This window comes from Streptomyces sp. SDT5-1 (genome assembly GCF_052245995.1).
Classification (GTDB): domain Bacteria; phylum Actinomycetota; class Actinomycetes; order Streptomycetales; family Streptomycetaceae; genus Streptomyces.
Window position 1 is genome coordinate 7,765,909 of record NZ_CM125963.1, and the last position, 23,675, is coordinate 7,789,583.

At 71.9% G+C, this 23,675-nt stretch carries 21 protein-coding genes; 7 read left to right on the top strand and 14 right to left on the bottom strand.

The genetic code is table 11. The features are described from left to right. Positions 1–241 precede the first annotated feature (241 nt). The gene (locus ACTWJ8_RS35790; RefSeq protein ID WP_443261659.1) at positions 242–2,245 is read left to right on the top strand and encodes a glycoside hydrolase family 3 protein; all 2,004 of its coding nucleotides are present in this window, start codon (positions 242–244) and stop codon (positions 2,243–2,245) included. A 33-nt stretch (positions 2,246–2,278) separates the two neighbouring features. Here the strand turns inward: ACTWJ8_RS35790 and ACTWJ8_RS35795 are convergent, their stop codons facing one another. Next, positions 2,279–3,652 carry an MFS transporter gene (locus ACTWJ8_RS35795; RefSeq protein WP_443261660.1) on the bottom strand — a complete coding sequence of 458 codons (1,374 nt, stop codon included), beginning with the start codon at positions 3,650–3,652 and terminating at the stop codon, positions 2,279–2,281. A gap of 232 nt (positions 3,653–3,884) precedes the next feature. Between ACTWJ8_RS35795 and ACTWJ8_RS35800 the strand changes: the two genes are divergently transcribed. Continuing rightward, positions 3,885–5,045: an NAD(P)/FAD-dependent oxidoreductase gene (locus tag ACTWJ8_RS35800; protein ID WP_443261661.1), complete on the top strand. Its 1,161-nt coding sequence runs from the start codon at positions 3,885–3,887 to the stop codon at positions 5,043–5,045. A gap of 57 nt (positions 5,046–5,102) precedes the next feature. On the opposite strand, the gene ACTWJ8_RS35805 is transcribed toward ACTWJ8_RS35800, so the two are convergent. The 3 genes from ACTWJ8_RS35805 to ACTWJ8_RS35815 all read right to left on the bottom strand — a co-directional run bounded on the left by ACTWJ8_RS35805 (position 5,103) and on the right by ACTWJ8_RS35815 (position 7,007). Continuing rightward, positions 5,103–6,068: a LysR family transcriptional regulator gene (locus ACTWJ8_RS35805; protein ID WP_443261662.1), complete on the bottom strand. Its 966-nt coding sequence runs from the start codon at positions 6,066–6,068 to the stop codon at positions 5,103–5,105. Between the two features lie 60 nt (positions 6,069–6,128). Then, the gene (locus ACTWJ8_RS35810) at positions 6,129–6,656 is read right to left on the bottom strand and encodes a hypothetical protein (RefSeq protein WP_443261663.1); all 528 of its coding nucleotides are present in this window, start codon (positions 6,654–6,656) and stop codon (positions 6,129–6,131) included. A 90-nt stretch (positions 6,657–6,746) separates the two neighbouring features. Further along, the gene (locus ACTWJ8_RS35815; protein ID WP_356373063.1) at positions 6,747–7,007 is read right to left on the bottom strand and encodes a hypothetical protein; all 261 of its coding nucleotides are present in this window, start codon (positions 7,005–7,007) and stop codon (positions 6,747–6,749) included. 304 nt (positions 7,008–7,311) lie between these two features. Between ACTWJ8_RS35815 and ACTWJ8_RS35820 the strand changes: the two genes are divergently transcribed. Next, positions 7,312–8,454 (top strand): LCP family protein, encoded by a 1,143-nt coding sequence (locus ACTWJ8_RS35820; RefSeq protein ID WP_443261664.1) that lies wholly within the window; start codon positions 7,312–7,314, stop codon positions 8,452–8,454. A gap of 104 nt (positions 8,455–8,558) precedes the next feature. Further along, complete coding sequence (locus tag ACTWJ8_RS35825; RefSeq protein WP_443261665.1) at positions 8,559–8,915, top strand: hypothetical protein; 357 nt, start codon at positions 8,559–8,561, stop codon at positions 8,913–8,915. 7 nt (positions 8,916–8,922) lie between these two features. On the opposite strand, the gene ACTWJ8_RS35830 is transcribed toward ACTWJ8_RS35825, so the two are convergent. Continuing rightward, positions 8,923–9,993 carry a serine/threonine-protein kinase gene (locus ACTWJ8_RS35830; RefSeq protein WP_443261666.1) on the bottom strand — a complete coding sequence of 357 codons (1,071 nt, stop codon included), beginning with the start codon at positions 9,991–9,993 and terminating at the stop codon, positions 8,923–8,925. A 390-nt stretch (positions 9,994–10,383) separates the two neighbouring features. Between ACTWJ8_RS35830 and ACTWJ8_RS35835 the strand changes: the two genes are divergently transcribed. Beyond that, entirely contained in the window at positions 10,384–10,941 is a 558-nt protein-coding gene (locus ACTWJ8_RS35835; protein ID WP_443261667.1) for an RNA polymerase sigma factor, read from the top strand. 31 nt (positions 10,942–10,972) lie between these two features. On the opposite strand, the gene ACTWJ8_RS35840 is transcribed toward ACTWJ8_RS35835, so the two are convergent. Together ACTWJ8_RS35840 and ACTWJ8_RS35845 are read right to left on the bottom strand one after the other, a co-directional pair. Beyond that, on the bottom strand, positions 10,973–11,635 hold the full coding sequence (locus ACTWJ8_RS35840) for a maleylpyruvate isomerase family mycothiol-dependent enzyme (protein ID WP_356373060.1): 663 nt from the start codon (positions 11,633–11,635) through the stop codon (positions 10,973–10,975). A 135-nt stretch (positions 11,636–11,770) separates the two neighbouring features. Then, complete coding sequence (locus ACTWJ8_RS35845) at positions 11,771–12,994, bottom strand: FAD-dependent monooxygenase (protein WP_443261668.1); 1,224 nt, start codon at positions 12,992–12,994, stop codon at positions 11,771–11,773. A gap of 399 nt (positions 12,995–13,393) precedes the next feature. Between ACTWJ8_RS35845 and ACTWJ8_RS35850 the strand changes: the two genes are divergently transcribed. Continuing rightward, positions 13,394–14,485: an LLM class flavin-dependent oxidoreductase gene (locus ACTWJ8_RS35850; protein WP_443261669.1), complete on the top strand. Its 1,092-nt coding sequence runs from the start codon at positions 13,394–13,396 to the stop codon at positions 14,483–14,485. Between the two features lie 6 nt (positions 14,486–14,491). On the opposite strand, the gene ACTWJ8_RS35855 is transcribed toward ACTWJ8_RS35850, so the two are convergent. Both ACTWJ8_RS35855 and ACTWJ8_RS35860 read right to left on the bottom strand, forming a co-directional pair. Continuing rightward, the gene (locus tag ACTWJ8_RS35855) at positions 14,492–15,601 is read right to left on the bottom strand and encodes a Gfo/Idh/MocA family protein (protein WP_443261670.1); all 1,110 of its coding nucleotides are present in this window, start codon (positions 15,599–15,601) and stop codon (positions 14,492–14,494) included. Continuing rightward, the gene (locus ACTWJ8_RS35860; RefSeq protein ID WP_356373056.1) at positions 15,586–16,284 is read right to left on the bottom strand and encodes a ThuA domain-containing protein; all 699 of its coding nucleotides are present in this window, start codon (positions 16,282–16,284) and stop codon (positions 15,586–15,588) included. The genes ACTWJ8_RS35855 and ACTWJ8_RS35860 overlap by 16 nt, the downstream gene beginning before the upstream one ends. A 203-nt stretch (positions 16,285–16,487) precedes the next feature. Between ACTWJ8_RS35860 and ACTWJ8_RS35865 the strand changes: the two genes are divergently transcribed. Beyond that, positions 16,488–17,519, top strand: coding sequence for a LacI family DNA-binding transcriptional regulator (locus tag ACTWJ8_RS35865; RefSeq protein WP_443261671.1), 1,032 nt, complete (start codon positions 16,488–16,490; stop codon positions 17,517–17,519). Positions 17,520–17,536: 17 nt separating this feature from the next. Here the strand turns inward: ACTWJ8_RS35865 and ACTWJ8_RS35870 are convergent, their stop codons facing one another. The 5 genes from ACTWJ8_RS35870 to ACTWJ8_RS35890 form a co-directional block, all read right to left on the bottom strand. After that, positions 17,537–18,628, bottom strand: a complete 1,092-nt coding sequence (locus ACTWJ8_RS35870) for a sulfite oxidase (RefSeq protein WP_443261672.1) — start codon at positions 18,626–18,628, stop codon at positions 17,537–17,539. Between the two features lie 100 nt (positions 18,629–18,728). Then, a complete protein-coding gene (locus ACTWJ8_RS35875; RefSeq protein WP_443261673.1) occupies positions 18,729–20,357 on the bottom strand; it encodes an acyl-CoA dehydrogenase family protein in 1,629 nt (542 codons plus the stop codon). Continuing rightward, positions 20,354–21,574: an acetyl-CoA C-acetyltransferase gene (locus ACTWJ8_RS35880; RefSeq protein ID WP_443261675.1), complete on the bottom strand. Its 1,221-nt coding sequence runs from the start codon at positions 21,572–21,574 to the stop codon at positions 20,354–20,356. Before ACTWJ8_RS35880 ends, ACTWJ8_RS35875 begins: the two co-directional genes overlap by 4 nt. 53 nt (positions 21,575–21,627) lie before the next feature. Further along, positions 21,628–22,368 (bottom strand): 3-oxoacyl-ACP reductase FabG, encoded by a 741-nt coding sequence (fabG, locus tag ACTWJ8_RS35885; protein WP_443261676.1) that lies wholly within the window; start codon positions 22,366–22,368, stop codon positions 21,628–21,630. Positions 22,369–22,376: 8 nt separating this feature from the next. Next, positions 22,377–23,648, bottom strand: a complete 1,272-nt coding sequence (locus ACTWJ8_RS35890; protein WP_443261677.1) for a CoA transferase — start codon at positions 23,646–23,648, stop codon at positions 22,377–22,379. Between the last annotated feature and the right edge of the window lie 27 nt (positions 23,649–23,675).

Here is a 23,675-nt window from a genome sequence, read left to right on the forward strand (position 1 = left end):
CGCCGCCCCGCGGACCACACCATCGGCGAACTCGCCGCCCGGTTCCGGCGTGACCAGTCGAGCGCGTGATGTCACACCTCTTGCAACGCTTGAATGTGCAACCTACTTTTGAGGCGCTCCGGTGATGCATCGCTTCACAGCATGAAGGCGTGACCCTCCGCGCTGCCCGGCCGCCGACCGGCGACGTGGCTGCGCAGGAGGCCCTGCAAGCGCTCAAGTGGACCTCGATGGAGAGGAACGCATGCGTTCACGTAATCACCGCACGGGCGGCCGGCGAAGGCTGGCCGTCGGGGCCGCCATCAGCACCGTCGCCGCCCTCGTCGCCCAGCCCGGCATCCTCACCGCCCCGGCCGGCGCCCACGGAAGACCCGCCACGACGCCCGCGCTGTCCTCCCGCGACGCACCGATCCTCGCGCAGGACGGCATCCGCTTCCGCGACCTGGACCGCAACGGCCGCCTCACCCCCTACGAGGACTGGCGCCTGAGCGCCGCCGCCCGCGCCCGCGACCTGCTCTCCCGGATGACCCTCGAGGAGAAGGCCGGGCTCCTCGTCCACGGCACACTCCCCACATCGGGCGACGGCTACGACGCCGCGGGCACGGCCCAACTCGTCGGCGACCGGCACGTGACCACCGCCATCACCCGCCTCTCGAAGTCCCCGGCGAAGGTCGCCGCGGCCAACAACAGCGTGCAGGCCGTCGCCGAGAAGCAGCGCCTCGGCATCCCCGTGGTGATCTCCACCGACCCGCGCAACGGGTTCTCCGTCGTCGAGGGCCAGACCGTCGCGGGCGCGGGCACCACGGCCATGCCCGACGCCATCGGCATCGCCGCCGCCCACGACACCCGGCTCACCGAACGACTCGGTGACATCGTCCGCCGCGAGTACCGGGCCGTCGGCATCACCGAAGGCCTCTCACCGCAGGCCGACATCGCCACCGAACCCCGCTGGACCCGCATCAACGGCACCTTCGGCTCCGACCCGAACGCCGCGGGCCGCCAGGTCAACGCCTACGTCAAGGGCATGCAGCACGGCTCCCGCGGCCTCGGCCCCGACAGCGCCGCCACCGTCACCAAGCACTGGGTGGGCTACGGCGCCCAGGCCAACGGATACGACAGCCACTACTACTACGGCCGCTACGCCACGTTCCCCGGCAGGAACTTCGCGGACCACATCACCCCGTTCAAGGGCGCGTTCGCCGCGCACACCTCCGGCATCATGCCCACGTACTCCATCCTCAAGGACCTCACGTACAAGGGCCACAAGCTGGACCAGGTGGGCGCCGGCTTCAACTCGTACCTGCTCAAGGACCTGCTGCGCGGCACCTACAAGTTCGACGGTGTCATCGTCTCCGACTGGGGCATCACCGGCGAGTGCCCCGAGCAGTGCCGGAACACCCGGCCACCGGCCTCCTTCGTCGGGTCCTGGGGTGTCGGCATGCCCTGGGGCGTCGAGGACCGGTCCGTGCTCCAGCGCACGGCGCTCACCCTCAACGCCGGCGTCGACCAGATCGGCGGCAGCGACCAACCCTCGTACGTCGTCCAGGCCGTACGGCAGAAGCTGGTCGACGAGCGGCGCGTGGACGAGGCCGCCCGCCGTGTCCTGGAGCAGAAGTTCCGCCTCGGCCTCTTCGAGAACCCGTACGTGGACGAGGAGGCGGCCGGGCGGATCGTCGGCGGCGCCGCGTTCCAGGCGGTCGGCGACGAGGCGCAGGCCGACTCGCTGACACTCCTGAAGAACGCCGACCGCACCCTGCCCGCGCGCTCCTCCACGGTACGCACCGTCTACCTGCACGGTGTCTCCGCCGAAGCGGCCGAGGCGCGCGGACTGACCGTCGTGGACGACCCGGCCGACGCCGACCTCGCGGTCGTACGGCTCGCCGACCCGCGGGCCGGATCCGACCTCACGGGCCTGGAGTTCCCCGAGTCCGACGCGTCGTACCAGGCGCTGCGCGAGGCCGCGGCGAGCGGCACACCGACCGTCGCCGTGCCCAAGCTGGACCGCCCGCTCGTCCTGACCGGTGTCACCCGCACCGCCGACGCGGTCCTGGCCAACTTCGGTGTCTCGGACCGCGTCCTGCTCGACACCGTCTTCGGCGACCGTGACCCCGGCGGCAGGCTCCCCTTCGAACTGCCGTCGTCCATGAAGGAGGTGGAGGCGCAGCAGGGCGACGTCCCGGACGACACGTCGCACCCGCTGTACGAGCGCGGGTTCGGGCTCGACTACCGCGCGGTGCACCGGCGTTGAGGTCCCGGCACGTCGTTGTGGGCGCCGGATCGCTCACTCCGGGCTGAGGACCCGGCCGCCCCGCTCGACCTCGTCGTGCGGGCGGCCGTCGTCCTCGGTGAGCCCGTCCCGGCCCGTCTCGGGAGCCATCCGGTGCGACACCAGCGCACCCAGGACGAGGAAGGCGACCGTGCCGATCATCACCGCCCGGATGCCGAACGACGCCAGCAGGATCGGGAACACGAACGTGCCGAACGCCGCGCCGATCCGGCTGAGCGCCGCTGCCATCCCCGTACCGGCGCCGCGCAGCGACGTGGGGAACAGCTCGCTGGGGTAGACGAACTGCAGGTTGCCCGCGACCGCCTCGATGAAGGCGTACAGGCTGAGACACACGATCACGATCGTGGCGCCGGGCCTCGGCAGCACGGCGAGCGCGGTGACACTGAACGCCATCAGCCAGAACGTGGAGATCAGCAGCCGCCGTCGGCCGACCCGGTTGATGACCACCATGCCGACGAGACCGCCGACCGCGAAGAACACGTTCTGGAGGACCGTGGCGCCGCCGCCCTCGACGCCGAGGGACAGGAACACGGTGGGCAGGAAGGTGAAGATGGCGGTCTGCGGCGTGGACTGGGCGATCCAGAAGAAGCCCGCGAAGAACGTCCTGCCGCGCCACGTCCGGCTCAACAGGGTGCGCAGCGGCCGCGGTTCCCGATGCTGTCCGTGGCCCGCGCGCAGCACGATGTCGTCGATGGTGGCATCGGGGGAGATGTGCCGCTTCACGATGGCCTCGGCCTCGGCGTGCCGGCCCTGCTGGACGAGCCACCTGGGTGACTCGGGCACACCGATGCGCAGCGCCGCGATGACCGCGGACGGCACGGCGCTGCTGGCCAGGATCCACCGCCAGGCGTCGGGACCCATGTCCTGCAACAGGAAGCCGACGACCACCGCCGCCAGGAAGCCGACCCGCCAGATCGCGGCGAGGCTGCTGAGCAGCGGCCCGCGCAGCTTCGTGGGCAGGAACTCCGCGAGATACGTGGGGCTCACCGCGTAGTCCGCGCCGATGGCGAGGCCGGCCACCAGGCGCACCAGGAACAGCTGGAGCGCGTCCTGGAGGAAGAACTGCGCGACCGACGCCACCAGGAACAGCACCAGGTCCAGTGTGTAGAGCTTCTTCCGGCCGATCCGGTCGGCCAGCAGCCCGAGCGTGAGCGCGCCCAGGAACAGGCCGATCAGGGCCGACGAACCGACGAGGCCTTCCCACAGCGGTGTCATCCCGAAGTTCGTCGGGAGGAGCGGCAGCGCGATCGTCAGGACGCCGAGGATGTAGCCGTCGATCAGCATCCCTCCCGCGCTGAACACCGCTATGCGGTAGTGGAAGGGGGTGGGGCGTGCGTTGTCCATGGTGACGGCGGGGGCGGCGGTCATGAGCGATCCCTTCGCAGGGCATCCGGGGGAGGGCGGGGAGGGTGTGCGGGTGGGGCTGCCGGGTGTCGTGCCGGTCCGAGCGGTTCGAGCGGTTCGAGCGGTTCTAGCGGTTGTAACGGGGCGGGACGTGGCTCGGTAGAGGGGGCAGGTTACGCGTCCCTTAACCTGCCTTCAGATCCCCTGCACCTCGGTCGATTGCGAGGGCCCGCGGGGCGGGGAGAGCATCGGCCGCATGACAGCACTGGACGGGCGTGTGGTCGTCGTGGGCGGCGGCATCATCGGGGCGTCCATCGCCCACCACCTGAGCGCGCGGGGGCACCGGGACATCACGATCGTCGAACGCGGGCTCGTCGGGGAGGGCGCCACGGCGCGGGCGACCGGCGGGATCCGGCGCCAGTTCTCCTCCCGCGTGAACATCGAACTCGCCCAGCGCTCCCTGCCGTTCTGGCTGACCTTCGCCGAACGCACCGGACACCCGCTCACCTTCAGGCAGCACGGCTACCTGTTCCTGCTGACCGACCCCGCGACGCGGGACACCTTCGAGCGGAACGCCGCGCTGCAACGCTCGCTCGGTGTGCCCGTCGAGAGCCTCGCCCCCGACGCGGTCGCCGATGTCTTCCCCGGCATCCGCACCGACGACCTCGTCGGAGCCACCTACACCCCGACCGACGGCTCCGCGTCACCGGCCGACGCGGTCGGTGGGTTCCTGCGGGCCGCCCGCGCGCACGGGGTGCGGATCCTCCAGCGCACCCCCGTCGTGGCCATCGACAGGGACGGGGACGGCGCCGTGTCGGGCGTGCGGACGCCGGACGGAGTGATCGAGGCCGACCGGGTCGTCATCGCGGCGGGCCCGCAGTCCAGGGCGGTGGGCCGGCTGTGCGGCGTCGACATTCCGGTGCACCCGCACTCGCGGCAGGCCTTCGCGACGGGACCGCTGCCGGGCGTGCACGGTGGGCTGCCGCTGACGGTGGACATGGCCACGGGGGCGTACGTCCATCCGGAGGCGGCGGGCGGCACCGCGGTGATCGGCGGGAACGACCGCGAGGTCCCGAGCAGCGACACCGCGCGGGTCGACTGGGAGCGCGTCGGCTCGCTGGCCGCGGCGCTGAGCCACCGGTTCCCTGCCCTCGCCGACCTCGAAGTGACCCGTGGCTGGGCGGGGTTGCGGGAGATGACACCCGACGACCACGCCATCGTGGGCCCGGTCGAGGAGGTGCCGGGGTTGTGGGTGGCCGCCGGGTTCTCCGGACACGGCTTCATGCAGGCGCCGGCCGTGGGGGAGGCCGTGGCGGGCTGGTTCCTCGACGGGGCGCCACCGCTCGACCTGAGCGCGCTCGCGCTCGGCAGGTTCGGGGAGCGGGCCGGGGCGGTCCTGGAGAACGCGGTGTTCTGAGGGTGCGAAGGGTGCGAGGGCCCGGGCGTGCGGTCGCCTGGGTGCGCGGTGGCCGGCTCAGGCGTCCGGCCGGGCCAGCGGCAGCCGTTCCGTGTCCGTCTCGAAGGCGCCGGTCGTCCACTCCACGAAGGCCGCGATGCCCTCCTTGATGGCCGTGAGGGCCTCGTCGAGCAGCGGGTTGGGGTCGTCCGCCCGATGCACGGCGCGGACCCGGCGGCGCGGGCGGTGGTCGCTGATCCGGTGCATGAGGATCGACGAGTCGACACCGAGAGCGAGGGCAGGGGCGAACGCGATGCCCAGGTTCTCCCGGACGATGCCCCGGATCACGTCGAAGTCGTCCGTCTCGAACCGGATGCGCGGCGCGAAACCCGCCCGCGCGCACCAGTGCTGGAGGTTGGCCCGCCCCGTCGAACCCGCCGGATTGCACACCCAGATCTCCTCGGCCAGCGACGCCAGCTCCACCCTCGGCGGCAGCCGGTCGTGCCGGTCGGCGCCCGAGAGCACCACGATCTCCTCGTCGAGCATCGGGTGCACGGTCAGCTCCGGCGACCACCGTTCGGGCACCACGTCGTACTCGAAGACGAGCCCCAGATCGATCCGGCCGCTGTGCACCGCCTCCGCGACCGCCGCCGACCGGGCGTCGTCGTGCACCGTGAACTCGGCCTCGGGGAACCGGCCGACCAGCCGCGCCAGCGCCCGCGGCACCAACTGCGCGCCCACGGTGGGAAACGCCCCCAGGCGCAGCCGGCCACGGTCGCCGCGGGCCAGGCCGCGCACCTCGGCCTCCAGGTCGTCGACACGGTTCAGCACCGATGCCGCCACCAACCCGACGCGCTCGGCGGCATGCGTCGGCCGCAGACTCCGCGGCCCCCGCTCGAAGAGCCGCACACCGAGCCCCCGCTCGAGCGCCGCCACCTGCTGCGACACCGCCGACGTCGTATACCCGAGCCGCTTGCCCGCAGCACTGAGCGACCCGGTCTCCAGCACAGCCTGAAACGTCTGCACATGCACCAGATTGAGCATCCACCCCTCCTCACCACCGAACCACCACGACCCCGAACATCCTGCAACGCCGCCGCGCCCTCACAAACCGTGAACGGCGGTCCTCGCCACGGACACGAAGGAGAGGACGGAGTTCCAGAAGGGGTCGTAGCACTCGTTGAAGAGGGCGGGAGCGTCGGGATCACCGGCGATCGACGCCTCGAGCGCCTGGTAGGCGGGCCGAGTCGTGAGACGGAGCGCCTCGGCGGCTGCGGCGACGTTGTCGGGGCCCTCCAGGCCGATGACCCAGATGTGGTGGCGCAGCCGGCCGTACTCCTCGCGGAGGGCGAGCCGGATCTCCTTGAGCTTCGGCAGCTGCTCCACGCGCGGGTTGCCGGAAGAGTAGACGTCGGAGGCCGACCAGTACAGCTCCGCCATCTTGTGGGCCTGCTCGATCAGGCTGATGTACGCGGCGCGGCGTGCTTCACTGATCCGCACCACGCGCTGCGTGCGCTCCGCCGCCGCGGCTTGGATCTCCGCGGCTCGGGACGTGCCGCGGCTGGTCACCCAACTGGCGAGTACGGCGGTGCCCGCTGTGAGTGCTCCGATCCACAGAGCTGAGTCGGCCATGACGGGGATCCTTCCCGCCGGACTGCGTGTTCCATGCGTCGACGCGCCCGCGGCGGTCCGACCGGGCGGGCCGTGCTGCCCCCAACAGGCCTACGCGTCCTCCTCGTTGGCCACCCCGCGCGTGCGGCGGCGGCCGAGCAGGGCGGTTCCGGCGACCACCATGCCGATGGCCAGGACCTTGGCGGCGCCGTAGTAGCCGGAGGCCAGGTTGTCCGGGGTGCCGGGGAGGCGGAGGGTGACCCAGGCTGCCGCGAGGGCACCGAAGGCGATGAGGGCGACGGCTCCCCAGGCCCCGAGGTCGGCCCACCAGGGCGCCGCGGGGTCGTCCTGGTGTGTGGTCTCGGTGGTCAACTGCTCGTACTCCCCGTGGTGTGTGGCGGCTGCGGTCGTGGAAGGAGATGCGGGGAGCGAGGGTTCTGGTTCCGTGGAGCGGGATTCCGCGGTGTGGAGGCGTGAACATCGCGGGGCGTTTTCGTGGTTTCTGTGAGTGTTCGGCGGAAGGTGGGGGCGTTGGGCGTGAGGATTCCTCGGCCTGTTGTCGGAATTGAGGGGTGGGTCCCCTTTACGAGGGGCGGGTTGTAGGTCAACGTCGGATTTGTGGTGTGGGCGGTGGCGACTTGCTCGCGGGGGCGGTGCGGAATGCACACTGCCCCGCATGAATCAGAGGCGCGGCGTTCAGAACGTCGATTTCCAGGATCGCTTCGAGGGCGGATATGCCGCGCCTCGCCCGGACGGTATGCGTGGACCGCATCCGCAGCAGCGTCCGATGGCGGCGCCGTATCCCGGCGGTGATGTTCCCCCCGATTCCGGTCGGCCCTATCGTCGTCGGGGGCGCCGCTTCAGAAGGCTGCTCATAACGATCCTCGTACTGTTGCTCCTGATTGTTGGCGGAACCTATTTCTGGATCGATTCCAACCTGCGAAAGGAGGTCGACCTCGGGAAGGTCGTCGACCGGCCCGCCGCAGGCGAAGGAACGAACTACCTGATCGTCGGCTCCGACAGCCGCGAGGGAATGTCGAAGCAGCAGGAGAAGGACCTCCACACGGGCGCGGCCGAGGGCAAGCGCACCGACTCGATGATGATCCTGCACGTCGGCCAGGGCGACCCCACCCTCATCTCCCTGCCCCGCGACTCCAACGTCAACATCCCGAAGTTCCGCGGCTCCGAGTCCGGGCAGATGCGCCCCGCCATGGGCGCCAACAAGCTCAACGCCGCGTACGCCTTCGACGGCCCGCAGCTCCTCACCCGCACCGTCGAGTACAACACCGGACTGCGCATCGACCACTACGCGGAGATCGGTTTCGCCGGGTTCGCGAACGTCGTGGACGCCATGGGCGGCGTCGACATGAAGCTCGACAAGGGCTTCCAGGACAAGTGGTCCGGCGCCGACTTCAAGGCCGGCGAGCAGACCCTGGACGGCAAGCAGGCCCTCGCCTACGTCCGCACCCGGCACGCCTTCACCGGCAGCGACCTGGACCGCACCAAGAACCAGCAGAAGTTCCTGTCCACCCTCTCGAATCAGGCGGCGTCGCCCGGCACGCTCCTCAACCCGTTCACGGTCTACCCCCTGATGAGCGCGGGCCTCGACACCCTCGTCGTGGACAAGGACATGAACCCGTACGAACTCGGCCGGATGTTCCTCGCGATGAAGAACGTCAACAGCGGCCAGGGGAAGTCGATGAACATGCCGATTTCCGGAAGCGTCGGCGGAAATCTGGCCTGGGACATGCCGAAGGTGAAACAGCTGGTGAACGAACTGCGCGGCGACGCCCCCGTCACCGTCACCAGCGACCGCTAGTCGACGGCGCCGCGGCGGCCGGTGTAACACTTTCCGGCCGCCGCGACGCAGAAGAACAGAGCAGTCGACGTCCCACCCTTCAGAACGTCCAGAACGGAATTCTCGTGAGCAACATCGACCCGGCTTCGGGGTACCCCACGCATGATCGACGCATGGACGCCGAGTACGGTGCGCGCCCGCAAAACGGTGCGCGTCGCACGGCTCTCACCGTCAGCACCATCGCGGATGTCGCGGCAGGATTCCTGGTCCTGTGGATCGCGCTTTTCCTGCTCGGCGCGAATCAGGCGAACGTATTCGTTGATTTCGTGCACGGCACGGCCGACTGGCTCGGATGGTGGGCGCAGGACATTTTCACCATGGACACCGAGGGTGTTCGTGTCGTCCTGAACTACGGCCTTCCTGCGGTCATTTATCTCCTGGTCGGCCACGGGATCGCCGCCCGTATCAACCGGGCGGCCTGACCCTCCGCTACGGCGCACCCGGCGGCGACGCGGTCGGGTGCGCCGAGGGCACCGCGAACGGGGTGGGTTCGGGCGACCGCGACGGCTCGGCGTCCCGCTCGTGCAGCGTCGAGCCGAGGGCCGCGGCCGAGGTCAGCAGGACGACACCGACGCCGTAGACGGCCGCCTTGGTGGCCCTCTTGCGGTACCCGCGCGGTCGGGAGTGCGCCCCGGCACGCGCCCCGTCGGACCGGCGAGCGCCATCGGCGGCGACCGGCTCCGCGCCGCCCCCTGCGAGCCACTCCGCCGCCTGCTCGGCCGTGGGCCGTCCCGCCGGATCCTTGGCGAGCAGCCGCATCACGTAGTCGGACAGCGCCCGCGGCAGTTCCGGCCGCAGCTCACGCGGCGACGCGGGCACGGAATCGACGTGCTGCCGCACCACATCCACCGAAGTGGCCCCGGTGAACGGCGCCCGCCCGGTGAGGAGTTGGTACAGCAGGCAGCCCAGCGAGTAGAGGTCCGACGCGGGCCGCGCGTCGTAGCCCTGGGCCCGCTCCGGAGCCAGATAGTCGGCGGTCCCGAGGATCTTCCCGGTCGCCGTCAGCGTGCCGGTCGTGTCCGTGAAACGGGCGATCCCGAAGTCCACGATCTTCGCCGTGCGCTCGGTGGTCAGCAGGACGTTGGCGGGCTTGATGTCACGGTGGACGACGCCGCGCCGGTGGGCCGCGGCGAGCCCCGCCGCGATCTGCGCGGCGATCCCGGTCGCCTCCGCGGGCGGCAGCGTGGCCCGCACGGTCCGCTCCTGGGCCAGGCTCCAGCCGTCGACGTACTCCGTGACCAGGAAGAGCCGGTCGCCGTCGGAACCGAAGTCGTACACGCCCACCAGGTTGGGGTGGTTGAGGCGCGCGGCGGTCCGTGCCTCCAGGTGGAAGCGATGCGCGCCGGACGGTCCGTCGCCGCGCAGCAGTTTCACCGCCACCGGCCGGCAGAGCACCTCGTCGGATGCCCGCCACACCTCGCCCGACGTGCCACGCCCCAGGAGGACCTGGAGCCGGTAACGACCGGCCAAGGTGTCCGGTGCGTCCGCCCCGCCCGCCATGCTGCTCACCTTCCCCACAGGCAGTCGATCGCGACGCCACGGACTCACGGGTGCGGAGGCGGCCCGACATCGGGGGGAGAGACGGGCCGCCTCCGCGGATCGGCGCCCGCCCCGCCGACCTGAAGGGCGACACCTGCGACCCGCACGGGGGTCACTTGTGTCTGCGCGGCCCACGCCGGAACTGTCACGGCGGAAGAGCCATCCTCACGGAGTCGACACCACCGTGAAGACGCACACTCAACTCGGCCGCACTCCGTTCCGTTCGATGACACGAACGGTGGCGAGCCTTGACCGCGGACCGGTGCGTTGAAGATCATCAAGCGGCTGTGGAGCGGGTGGTGTGTGACATACGCTCCGGGCGTCGGTTTCGGTCGGGGAGAGGTGCGGACGTTGGCGCGTCGTGGCCAAGCGCCTCCCGATGCGGCGGAGGACCAGGCCCTGGACAGGGCGCTCGCGCGGGCCCGGTCCGGCGACGAGGCGGCGTTCGCCGCCGTGTACCGGCACGTCCACCCCGGCCTGCTCGGCTATCTGCGCGGAATGGTGCCCGACCGGGCGGAGACCGTGGCCGCGGTGACGTGGCAGGAGATCGCTCGCGAGCTGCCGGGGTACCGGGGCGACGGCCACGGCTTCCGTGTCCGGACGACGCGGACGGCCCGCCGCCTCGCACACGCCGAAGACCGCCGCGCACCTGCCGCGTCCGCCGCCCCCGTCGTCCACCTGCTCGCGGACCTCCCTCGCCCCCAGTCCGAAGCGATCCTCCTACGGCACGTGGTCGGCCTGACGGAACCCGAGACGGCCCACGTACTTCGCGTACCGCGCGCGGCGGCACGCCTGCTGACGCACCGCGGCCTGCTCACCCTGGCGAAGAGGATGGGGGCGGACGACGCGGCGGGAGAGGTGGCACGGGCGATGCGCACGACGCCCGCCGGAGACGCGCCGGGAGGCTGAACCGGTCGGTCGGGGCCGGCCCGCGACGGCCTCACGCTCCGCGGGCCCGCAGCTCCACGAGCCGCTCCCGGAACAGACCGACACCGTCCCCCTCCAGGTCGTCGAGGGCCGCCGAACGCCCCGCGACGGCCATGAGCAGTGCCTCACCCGGACCACGGACGGCCGGCCCGCTTCCGTGCGACCAGTCGAGGTCGGTGGCACGCAGGCCGAGGCCGTCGGCGGCGCGGCGGCTGGGCAGCGCGGGCGCCCGCAGCGCGAACTCGATCGTCGGGAGCAGCCGCTCGGCGGGGATCTCGCGCGGCATCCCCAGGGCCCGGCGGATGTCCTGGTGGTGGACCATGCCGTCGGTCAGCCCCACGCCACCCTTCCTGATCGCGGTCAGCCCCGACGGGCGGAGGTGACGGCGTAACAGGTCACGCAGCTCGTCCGGCGAACGCCGGCCGTACTCCCGCAACCCCGCCGCGTTCGCCCGATCGAAACTGAATCCGCACCGCAGGAACCGCCTCAGGCCGCCCGCTGCCCCCAACTCCTCGTAGCTGACGACGTGCGCCACGACCTCACGCACGCACCACCCCTCGCAGAGCGTGGGTGCCTCCCACTGCTCGTCCGTCAGGGAGTCGAGGAGATCGGCGAGGTCGGCCCGCTCGGCGGTCGCCAGCAGCATCGGATCGGGTCGGGGCGCATGGCTTCTCATGGGCGGTCACTGTAGGCCGGAGACGGCGTTGATCGCCGCAACGAGGCGCGCTGGTCGCGTGATTCATGGCGAAATTCATGGCGAAACCTCCGCCGGAGGCAGGAGGGGAGTAGGGGGGAGAGAGGGGGAGAAAGCTCACCCGCGCCCCAGTCGCCGACCGCCCAACGCGCCCGTCCCGTCCGCCCGTTGCCACCATGCCTCCAGACCCGCCTGATCCAGGGACGTCCAGTCCGGTGTGTCCTGGACCAGGGCGCGGCCGAGGCTGCGGCTCAGGTCGACCATGAAACGGCCGGTGGGCGCGCGGTCGGCGTCGTACGCGGAGAGGGCCTTGAGCCAGTCGGGGGCCGAGGTCAGGGACGACTGGAGGACCGTGGCATCCTGCAACGCCTTCACCGCGCCGCCTCCCGTGTGCGGGCGGGCCACCGTCGCCGCGTCACCCACGAGCAGCGCGCTGTCCACCGCGTAGCGCGGCGCCGTGAAGTCGTAGAGGGGTTGGAGGAACAGTTCGTCGTACGTCGTGGAGCGGACGACGTCGGCCCAGAAGATGGGCAGCAACTCGGCCGCCACGTACGAGAGATGAGCGCGCAGGCCGTCGCCCGCCGTGCCCGGGTGCAGCGTCGTCGGTGTCTCCAGGCCCCGGTCGAGGCCGGGCGGGGGAGCCGTGTAGAGGACCCAGTTGACCCGATGGCCGCCCGTGGTCCCGTCCGGGATGCGGTACACGATCAGGTGGCCGCCCGGGAAGACGACGTACGCGCACTCGTCCTCCGGCCACAGCTCCGGATCGGCCAGCCGGTCAGAGGGATAGGCGCCGCGCCACGCCAGGTATCCGGCGTACCTCGGCCGTATGTCGGGGTGCACCGCCGCGCGGACCGCCGACCGGTAGCCGTCCGCGCCGACCACCACGTCGCAGCGCTCGGTGCGCCCGCCCGCGTGCACCTCCGCGCCGTCCGCTGTCACCTCGACCGCCTCGACCTCCGCGCCGTGCCGGAAGTCGACCCCGTCCGGCACGCGTCGACTCAACTCCCGCCACAGCGGACCCCAGTTGTACGTGCGGAACGGGAACGGCATCGACGCGATCTCCCGGCCCAACGGCCGCCCGGCGCCCGCCGCCGCTTCGTCCCGCACGTACCACCGGCGGCGCACCATCTGAAGCCACGGCATCGCCGCATCGACGAAGCCCGCCGCCTCCAGCTCCGCGTACCGGGCGTCGTGCATGGCGAGGCCGACACCACGGTCGGCGAGGTGTCCCGAGGCGCGCTCGTACACCGTGACCTCGTCGGCCCCGCCACGCGTCACCGCGAGCGCCGCCGCGCACCCCGCGATGCTTCCCCCTACGACCGCGACTCTGCCACCCCGCATGCCATGCCCCCCGATTCACGTCTGTCCGCCGCTGTACGTCGCCGGTCACGCGAGCCGTACGCGCGCCATGATGCCAGCGCGAGCGCGCCCGCGGCCCAACCATCGGACGATCGGGCCCCGTTGACACCTTCGCGCCCCGCGTGCTTGCATCGCGCCATGCCTCCGCTGGAGCCTCTGACCCGCCGCCGCACCGTGGACCTCGTCCGCGTCGCCGCCGCGCTGTGTCGGCTCCTCGCCTGATCGGTTCACCTCACCTTTTCGCCTGCCGGAGCACTGTCCTGCCGCCCGTGCGCTCCCGCCTACGCGCGCCCGCTGATCACGAGGACCCGCCCTGCCCGATGCCTCGGCACCCGCCCCTCAGCGGCCCGGGCTCAGGCGCGGGTTCAGCAAGGAGTAGCCATGAAGTTCCTCGCCATCACCCTCATCACCCACCGCCCCGACCCGATCACGGGCATCCAGAGGACGACCCACGACCGGTTCCGCGAAGTCGTCGACCACGCGGTGCTCGCGGAGGAGTTGGGCTTCGACGGATTCGGCGTCGGTGAGCGCCACGAACGGCCGTTCATCTCGTCGTCGCCGACGGTCGTGCTCAGCCATGTCGCGGCGCTGACCAGCCGCATCCGCCTGTTCACGGCCGTGACGACGCTCAGCCTCCTCGACCCCGTGCGCGCCTACGAGGACTACGCCACGCTCGACCACCTCTCCGGCGGACGCCTCGACCTGATCATCGGCAAGGGGAACGGCACGGCGCAGCGCGACCTGTTCCACGTCACCCCCGAGGACCAGTGGGACCGCAACGCCGAGAGCTACGAGGTGTTCCGCAAGCTCTGGCGGCAGGACAAGGTCACGGCCGACACCCGGTTCCGCCCGCCGCTCACCGACGCCGAGGTGTGGCCGCGCCCGTACCAGCGGCCGGTCCGCGTCTGGCACGGCAGCGCCACCAGCAAGGAGTCCGTCGACCTCGCGGCCCGCTACGGCGACCCGTTGTTCTCGGCGAACGTCACCCACCCCATCAAGCCCTACGCCGAACTGGTCCGCCACTACCGCGACCGCTGGGCCCACTACGGCCACGACCCCGCCCGCATCGCCGTCGGCGCGGGCACGGCGGGCCTGTACGTCGCCCGCACGTCCCAGGAGGCGGTGAAGGTCTACCGGCCGATCTTCGAGTCGACGCTCGCGTTCCAGCGCGAGTCCGGCCTTCCGGTCGTCTTCGAGACCGTCGAGGACTTCGTCGCCCGCAGCTCCGCCCTCATCGGCAGCCCCCAGCAGATCATCGACAAGGTGCACCGCTACCACGCCGAGTTCGGCCACTCGGCCCTCCACGTCCAGGCGGACGCGAACGGCCTGACCCCCTCCCAACACCGCACGTCCCTCGAACTCTTCCAGTCCGAAGTGGCCGCCCCTCTGCGTCACACCCTCCCCGACCCGCCGTTCCCGTGGGCTCCTGTGCTCCCGGGACACTCAGAGCCCCGGGAGCCGGTTCGTGCGTGACCGTCGCTAGTCGGCCGCCGTCAGATCCGTCAGCGGAACCGGCGCCGGACGTGGTGCACGGCTTGTCACAGGGACCGATGCGCCGGTGGAGGCCGAGGACAGGAGGGACTCCATGACGTCCAGGACGTGGTACGCGAGGGTGCCCGATGCGCGGGGTTCGGGGGACGGGAGTGTCGTGGTCAGGTCGGCGATGCCGTAGCCGCGGCCCGAGGTGAGGTAGCCGGCCGAGGGAGGGAGGGTTTCCCAGGAGTCGGCGCCGAGGCGGAAGACACGTGTGTCGCCGGAGAAGTGGTTCGGGTCGGGGACCGACAGGGTGCCTTCGGGGCCGTGGACCTCGATGTTCGAGGAGTGGGTGGCCACGGCGTCGAAGCTGATCAGGAGGGTCGAGAGGGCGCCCGACTCGTGGGTGAGGACACCGGTGACGTGGGTGTCGACCGTGACCGGGATGCGCTCGCCAGCCCGCGGGCCCGTGCCGATCTCCCGTTCCGTGCGGGTGTGGCTCGCCGCGCCGATGACCGATGTCACCGGGCCGAGGAGGGTGATCAGGGCCGTGATGTAGTACGGGCCCATGTCGAGGAGGGGGCCGCCGCCCGGGGCGTAGTAGAAGTCGGGGGAGGGGTGCCAGCGTTCGTGGCCCGGTGTCACCATCGTCGCCGTGGCGGCGACGGGTGTGCCGATGAGTCCTTCGTCGACGGCCCTGCGGGCGGTCTGGATGCCGGTGCCGAGGACCGTGTCGGGCGCACAGCCGACGACGACGCCCGCCTGGCGCGCGGCGTCGAGGACGGTGCGGGCCTCGTGGGTCGTCGCCGCGAGGGGCTTCTCCCCGTAGACGTGCTTTCCGGCCGCGATCGCCTTCAGGGCGATGTCCGCGTGTGCCGCTGGAATCGTGAGGTTGAGGACCAGGTCCACGTCGTCCGCGGTGAGCAGCTCCAAGACGGGGACCGCGCGCACCTCGCCCGCGCCGTCCCACTTGTCGGCCACTGCCTGCGCGCGTGACGCGTCCAGGTCGGCCACGGCCACCAGACGTACGGTCCGCTCCAGCCTGCGCAGGCTCTCCAGGTACTGGCCCACGATCGTGCCGCAGCCGACGATCCCGACGTTCAACGGCTCGCCCACAGCAGTCCCCTCTCGACGATGGTGCGCACGCTCGGGTGCTCCAGGACGTCGACGTGATGGCCCGGCGTGCACACGAAGATCCGGCCCTTTCCCCACCCGCGCGTCCAGATCGCGGGCGAGGTCACCTCCCGGTGCCACGGGTCCCACGGCCGCACCTTCTGCGTCGTCGTGGCCAGCACGTCGATGTAGTCGTCCGCGAGCACCCAGTACTGCTCGGTGACGAGGTCGAAGTCCTCGATGCCCTCGGTGATCGGGTGGTGGGCCGCGGCCGGGAGCATGTTCACGGTGTACGGGACGTAGTTGTCGGCCTGTTCACCCCTGCGCTCGTCGGGATGCTTGCCGGGGTGGCAGGCGAACTGGCCGCCGATCAGGTGCAGATAGTCCGCGGTGTTCCGGTAGGAGTCGGCGATGCCGCCGTGCCAGCCGGCGAGCCCCGTGCCGTTCTCGACGGCCGTGCGCAGGCCCTCGAACTCCTCCCGCTCGATCGTGGACATCGTCACGCACTGCATCACCAGGTCCACACCGGCCATGTACGCGGCGTCGGCGTACACCTTCGGCGAGTCCTCGACGCGCACCTCGTAGCCGTGCGCCTCCAGATGCGGGATGAACAGGGCGGTGGCCTCGACGGGTTGGTGCCCGTCCCAGCCGCCGCGTACGACGAGTGCCTTCTTGGCTGTGGTCACGTGTCTCCTCTTGCGACGTGCGCCGAAAAGTTTCGAGGATTGTGCGAGACCCGGGAACCGTAGAAGCGGCCGCAGAGGTGGTCAAGAGGCCCTGCGGCAGGAAGACTTCGGAGGGGATTGACGGGAGCCTCCCCACGTCGCACGCTGTGCGTCCGTCGAAAAGATTTCGAGACTTCAAAAACTTCGAGCCTTCGGGGAGCCGCATGCCGAACCCGTCCCCCTCGCCCCGGCCGAAGCTCGCCGCCGTCGCCCGCAGCACCGGGGTCTCCACGGCCACGGTCTCCAAGGTCGTCAACGGCCGGGCGGACGTGGCCGACGAGACGCGCGCGAAGGTGCTGACCGCGCTGCAGGCGGCCGGGTACCGCTCGCCGTCGCAGCGCAGGGCGCCGGCCGGGCCCGACGTCGTCGAGGTGGCCTTCGACGCGATCGACTCCGCGTACCCGTCGGCCCTCCTGAACGGCATCCTCGACCACGCCGCGAGCACCGGCGTCGAGGTCGTCGTCGGCACCACCGGCCGACAGCGGACCACCGAGAACGGTCTGGCCCGCAAGGCGCAGCGGCTCCTCAACGACGGCCGCGCCGGTGTCATCGTCGTCACGTCGGCCTACGACGGGGCGGGCATCGCGGCGTTCCGGCGCCGCCGCATCCCCGTCGTCGTCATCGACTCGTTCAACCCGCCGCCCGCCGACGTCGTCAGCGTCGGCGCCGCCAACTGGGCCGGGGGCAAGGCCGCCACGGAACACCTCCTCGACCTCGGCCATCGTCGCATCGCCTACCTCGGCGGCCCGGAGACCATCGAGTGCAACCAGGCCCGCCTGCACGGCTACCTCGCCGCACTCACCTCGTACGGCGTCGAGGCCGACACCGAGCTGGTGCTGCACGGCCGCTTCCATGCCGAACACGGCGCCGAAGGGCTCGCCGCCCTGCTGTCGGGGCCCCGGCCTCCCACCGCGGTCTTCGCCGGCAACGACGCCATCGCGGTCGGCGTCCTGCGCGAGGCCCGCAGGCGCGGCATCCGGGTGCCGGAGGACCTGAGCCTCGTCGGCTTCGACGGCACCGCCCTCGCCCGCGACTCCGTCCCCGCCCTCACCTCCGTCGCCCAGCCCCTCCAGGAAATGGGCCGCGCCGCCCTGCGCGCGGTCCTCCGCCAGTCCCGCGGCGAACAACCCGACACCCACCGAGTGGAACTGGCGACCCGCCTGGTCGTACGGGAGACCACCGCGCCGCCACGCTGAGGAGGCCCCGCCGCGCGTCAGGCGGCGGACACCCGTACCGGATGTTCCAGGATCTGGTTGTTGAGGTAGCCCAACCGGTTCCACGGGACGTGGGACGGCTGGGTGCGGCCCGTGGTGTCGGTGGCGCGGACCGAGATGGTGTGGTCGCCGGGGGCGGGGGACCAGGTGAAGTGCCAGCGGGTCCACGCGCCCGCCTCGCACGCGCCGGTCAGGCGGGCCTCCTGCCACGGGCCACGGTCGATGCTGTACGCCACGGAGGCGATGCGCTGCTCGCCGGCGAAGGAGCGGCCCCGGATGAGTTGGGGGCGGGGGCGGAGTTCGGCGGGCCAGTCGAGTTCGACGAGGCTGGTGACCGGGAGTTCGTTGATGGGGGTGCCGAGTACGGGGCCGTGGGCCGGGTGCTCGGGGCCGATGAGGACGTAGTCCTCGGTGTTCCACGGGACGTGGATCGGGGCACGGGACACCTCGATGCGGCCGACCCACTTGATGCTGGCCGCGCCCAGCCAGCCGGAGACGACGACACGCGCCGGGAAGCCGTGGTCCGGCGGCAGCGGCTCGCCGTTCATGGCGAGGGCGAGGAGGGTGTCGTCGGCTAGCGCCTTGGCGAGCGGCATCGGTCGGCGCGCCCCGCACTCGTCGAGAGCCACCGGCATGACGTCGTGCGCGTCGGCGCCCACTCCGGCCGCCTCGAGGAGGTCCCGGAGCCGTACGCCGGTCCACTCCGCGGTGCTGACCGCGCCCCGGCCCCACGGCGTACCGGCGATGCGACGGCCGTGCTGGCGGCCGAACAGGACACGGCGGTTGCCCGCGCACTCGATCGTGCGGGTCACCGACACCAACGGGAACGTGTGCCACAGGTCGTCGTAGGTGAACGTGACGGGAGCCCGCACCGCGTCGCCCTCGATCCGCAGCGACCACGTGTCGGGGTCGATCCGCGGCGTGGGGGAGTGGCTGCGGACGAAGAACCGGTCGTTCGGTGTGAGGTGCCCGGCCATCCGGTCCGCCCTCGTCCCGAAGTCGAGGCCGGTCCCGGTGTCCTCCATGTACGCGTCCGGGACCGGCTTGACCACGCCGTGCGCTGCGCTGACCGCGGTGTCAGTAGTCGTCATGGTTCCAGCGTCGGTGTGCCCGGTCGTTGCTGGTAGCGGCGTGGTTCCTATGAGCCCATAAGCGCGGGCTATGGGGGCGTGCGGGTGGGTGGATCTCGCGTCAGCGCAGGTGGCGGGCGATCACCTTCAGGGCCAGGACCTCGTCCGCGCCCTCGAAGATCGACAGGACGCGGGCGTCCACGAACAGGCGGGAGATCGCGTACTCCTCCGCGTAGCCGTACCCGCCGTGCACCTGCTGGGACTCCCGGGTGATCCACTCCGCGGAGCGGCAGGCCAGCTGCTTGACCTGGGCCGCGGCCAGTACGCCCGCGCCCGCCGTGACGGCCCGCGCCGCCGTGGTGGTGAAGGCGCGGCACGCCGCGATGTGGGCCGCCATGCGGGCCAGCTTGGCGCGGGTCAGCTGGTAGGCGGTGAGCGGGCGGCCGAAGACGGGGCGTTGCGTGGCGTGGGCCACGGCGAGTTCCAGGGCCGACTGCATCACGCCGACCGCGCGGGCCGCCGTCTGAAGGCGGGCGTTGGCGAAGGCCCGCATCTGGAGGTAGAAGCCACGGCCCAGGCCCTCGTCGAGCCCGATCAGGTTCTCCGCAGCCACCCGGAATCCGTCGAAGGTGACCTCGTACGAGTGCATGCCGCGGTAGCCGAGCGTGCGGATCGCGCGCCCGGACGCCGAGCCGCCGCCGTCCTGCGCCACCTCCCACGCGTGCCCGGGGAAGGACGGCTTCTCGACCACGAACAGGGACAGACCCCGGTGGGCCGACGCGCGGTCCGGGTCCGTACGGGCCAGGACCAGCAGGTAGTGGGCGCGGCCCGCGAACGTGCACCACGTCTTGACGCCGTTCAGGACCCAGTCGTCGCCGTCGCGGACGGCCGTCGTGGTGATGCCACCGACGTCCGAGCCGTGGTTCGGCTCGGTGACCGCGACACCGCACAGCCGCTCCCCGGAGGCGATCGACGGCAGCCAGCGGCGGCGCTGCTCCTCGGTGCCGCCGTGTGCGATCGCCGTACCGATGATCTCGGGGCGTGTGATGAGCGAGCCCGCGGCGCCGAGCGAGGCCCGCGACAGCTCCTCCGTCACCACGACCATCCCGAGCAGTTCGTCGGCGCCGCCCTCGGCGAAGCCGCCGTACTCGGCCGGGATCGACAGACCGAAGCAGCCCATCTCGGAGAGGCCCTCGACGATGGCGTCGGGGATGTCCTCGTCGTGGGTGTGGATGCGCTCGGCGACCGGTGTCACCTTCGCCTCGGCGAAGTCGCGGAACGTGCCGCGCACCAGCTGGAGTTCGTCCGAGAGCCGGCGCGGCGCCGCCTCCCCGCCGGCCGCAAGGACCCGCTCGGCGACCGTGTCGAGGAACGCGGGGTCGCGGCCCGCCGCGATGTGTTCGGCGACCGTGTCGAGCGGCTTCGCCCGTACGCCCTCCGCCGACACACCCCCGGACGAGACACCCTCTGGCGACACACCCCACAGCTCCTCGCGCCCCAGCATCCGGCCCGCCAGGTCCGCCGCCGTGTCCGCCGCGAACACCAGCGCCAGGTCCGCCTCCGCCTCGCCGAGCGGGCCGAGTTCGAGCAACTGGCGGGCCGCCGCCACCGCCGACGACACCGACGCGATGTCGTACGGCACGCTCTGGTCGTCGTCCGTCGCGGGCGCCGCGCCGAGCCGGGCGGAGGCCGCCGCGACGACCTCCTCCAGCGCCTCGACGAGCGCGGTCGCCCGGTCGAGCGAGGTCACGACGTCACCCGCTCGAACACCGCCGCGAGGCCCTGACCGCCGCCGATGCACATCGTCTCCAGGCCGTACCGGGCCTCACGGCGGTGCAGTTCGCGCGCGAGGGTGGCCAGCATGCGGACGCCCGTCGCGCCGACCGGGTGCCCGAGCGAGATACCCGAGCCGTGCACATTGGTGCGCTCCAGGTCCTTCTCGCCGAACTCCCACTCGCGCATCACGGCGAGCGCCTGCGCCGCGAACGCCTCGTTCAGCTCGATCAGGTCCATGTCGGCGAGGCCGAGCCCCGCCCGGTCGAGGGCCAGCGCGCTCGCCGGCACGGGCCCGATGCCCATCGTCTTCGGCGGCACCCCCGCCACACCCCACGACACCAGCCGTACGAGGGGACGCAGACCCAGCTGTTCGGCCCGCTCCGGCGTGGTCACGACGCACATCGCCGCCGCGTCGTTCTGCCCGCTGGCGTTGCCCGCCGTGACGGTGGCCTCCGGATCGGAGTGGCGCAGGATCGGCTTGAGGCGGCCGAGGGACTCCAACGAGGTGTCGGCGCGCGGGTGTTCGTCGGTGTCGATCACCGTGTCCTCCCCGCCGCGGCGCCCGGGCACGGTCACGGGCACGATCTCCTCGGCGAGTACCCCGTCCGCCTGCGCCCGCACGGCGCGCTGGTGCGAGGCGAGCGCGAGACGGTCCTGCTCGTCGCGGCCGATGCCGTACTCCCGGCGCAGGTTCTCCGCCGTCTCCAACATGCCGCCGGGAACGGGGTGGTTGCGGCCTCCCGCCGTGGAGCGGGCCCGTGCGAGGCCGTCGTGCAGCTGGATCGCGGCGCCCTTCGCGCCCCAGCGCATCTCGGTCGAGTAGAACACCGCGTTGCTCATGGACTCCGTGCCGCCCGCCACGACGACGTCGTGCGCCCCGGTCTGCACCTGCATGGCCGCGTAGAGCACCGCCTGGAGGCCCGAGCCGCAGCGGCGGTCGAGATGCAGGCCGGGGACGGTGACCGGCAGTCCCGCGTCGAGCGCGACGACGCGGCCGATGGCGGGCGCCTCGCTGTTGCCGTTGCAGTGCCCGAGGATCACGTCCTCGATGATCTCGGGACTGATGCCGGTGCGCTCGATGAGTCCCTCGAGCGCGGCGACACCGAGGTCAACGGCGGTCAGCGTCTTGAACATACCGCCGTAGCGGCCGATGGGGGTACGGACGGGTTCGCAGACGACGGCTTCACGCATGCTGGCTCTCCTTGCCGGATGAGGGATGTGCTGGGGAACGGCGGCGGGGCGCCTCACATGAAACGCCCGCCCGTCACTTCGAGGACCGTTCCCGTCATGTACGACGACAGGTCGGACGCCAGGAACAGGGCGACGGACGCGACCTCGTCGACCTCGCCCGCGCGCCGCATCGGGATCTCCGCCATCTTCTGGTCCCAGGCCTTCCGCGGCATCGCCTCGGTCATGGCGCTGCGTATCAGGCCCGGCTGGATCGCGTTGACCCGCACGCCGTGGTGCGCCATCTCCTTGGCCGCGGCCTTCGACAGGCCGACGATGCCGGCCTTCGCCGCGGAGTAGTTGGTCTGCCCGACCATGCCGACCTTGCCGGACAGCGAGGAGATGTTCACGATCGCGCCGCGCTTCTGCTCGCGCATGACGGCTGCGGCCTTGCGGGTGCCGTTCCACGTGCCTTTCAGGTGCACGTCGACGACCTGGTCGAACTGGTCCTCCGTCATGGTGCGCATGGTGGCGTCACGGGTGATGCCCGCGTTGTTCACCATGACGTCGAGGGAGCCGAAGGTGTCGAGCGCCGCCCGGAGCAGGGCGTCGACCTGCTCGGCGTCGGTGATGTCGCAGCGCACGGCGAGCGCGACGGAGGGGCCGCCGAGCTCCTTCGCGGCGGCCTCGGCGGCCTCCAGGTTCAGGTCGCCGATGACGACGCGCGCGCCCTCGCGCACGTACGTCCTGGCGATGGCGAGCCCGATGCCCTGGGCGCCGCCCGTGATGACGGCGGTCTTGTCGGCGAGCAGTGCCATGTCTGTCGTCAGCCTCCTGCGGTCGTGGTGACGTGGTGTGCGGCGGGTCGGTGCGGGCGGATCACGCCCGCCGCGCGGAGTGTGTCCAACTCGTCTTCGGAGAGCCCGAGTTCACTGCGGAGTACGTCTCCGGTGTGCGCGCCGACCGACGGCGAGGGCTCGGGCGAGGACTGGATGCCGTCCAGGACGACGGGGGAGCCGGGTGCCCAGTGCGCGGGCACACCGTCCTGGGCGACACGGGCCATCAACGGGTGCTCGCGCAGCAGCCGGGCGTCGTCGGCGGCCAGGTCGGCGAAGCTGCGGTACGTGGACCACAGCACACGGGTACGGCCCAGCGCGGCCCGCGCCTCGGCGAGGGAGCGCGCGGCGAACCACTCGGCGAGGAGTTCCCCGAGCACCTTGCGGTGGGCGTAGCGCTCGGCCTCGTCCGCGAAGTCGGCGCCGAGCGCGCGGCCGAGGGCGTCGACCGCGTCCGTGAGCCCGGTGACGTCGAGGAGACCACGCCAGTGCCGGTCGGTCAGCGCGACCAGCATCAGGCGGCTGCCGTCGGCGGTGGCGAAGTCGCGGCCGAAGGTGCCGTGGACGTGGTTCCCGGCACGGGTGCGCGGGGTCGGGGAGAGCTGGGCCTCGGCCAGGTACCCGAGGTTCCCCGCGGTCGCCAGGGCCACGTCCTCCAACGCGACCCGTACCTGCTGCCCCTCGCCGGTGCGCAGCCGGTGCCGCTCGGCGGCGAGCAGACCCACCGCGAGGTAGAGCCCCGCGGCGACGTCCCACGCCGGCATCAGGTGGTTGACCGGTCCGGCCGCGTCCTCGGGACCGGTGAGCTGGGGAAAACCCGTCGCGGCCTGCACCGTGTAGTCGACGGCGGCCGAACCGTCCCGCCGCCCCGTGAGCAGGACGTGGATCAGATCCGGGCGGCGCGCGGCCAACGTCTCGTACGAAAGCTCCTGGTGGCGCTCGGAGTTGGCGAGGACGATGCCGCCGCCCGCGCCGCCCCCGGCGGCCAGGCGTGCGACGAGCTCCCGGCCCTCCGGGCTGCGCAGGTCGATCTCCAGGGCGCGCTTGCCCTTGTTCAGGCCGGACCAGTACAGGCTCGTGCCGCTGTCGGCGAGCGGCTGCCGGGTGCGGTCGGGGGCGCCGTTCAGCGGCTCGACGCGGATGACGTCGGCGCCCAGCTGGGCCAGTGTCATGCCGCCGAGCGGGCTGGCCACGTAGCTGGAGAGCTCGACGATCCGCATGCCCTCCAGGGGGCGGGAGCGGGGCGTCGGGGGTGGTGCCATGCGTACTCCTTTGCCGTGTGCGGCCGG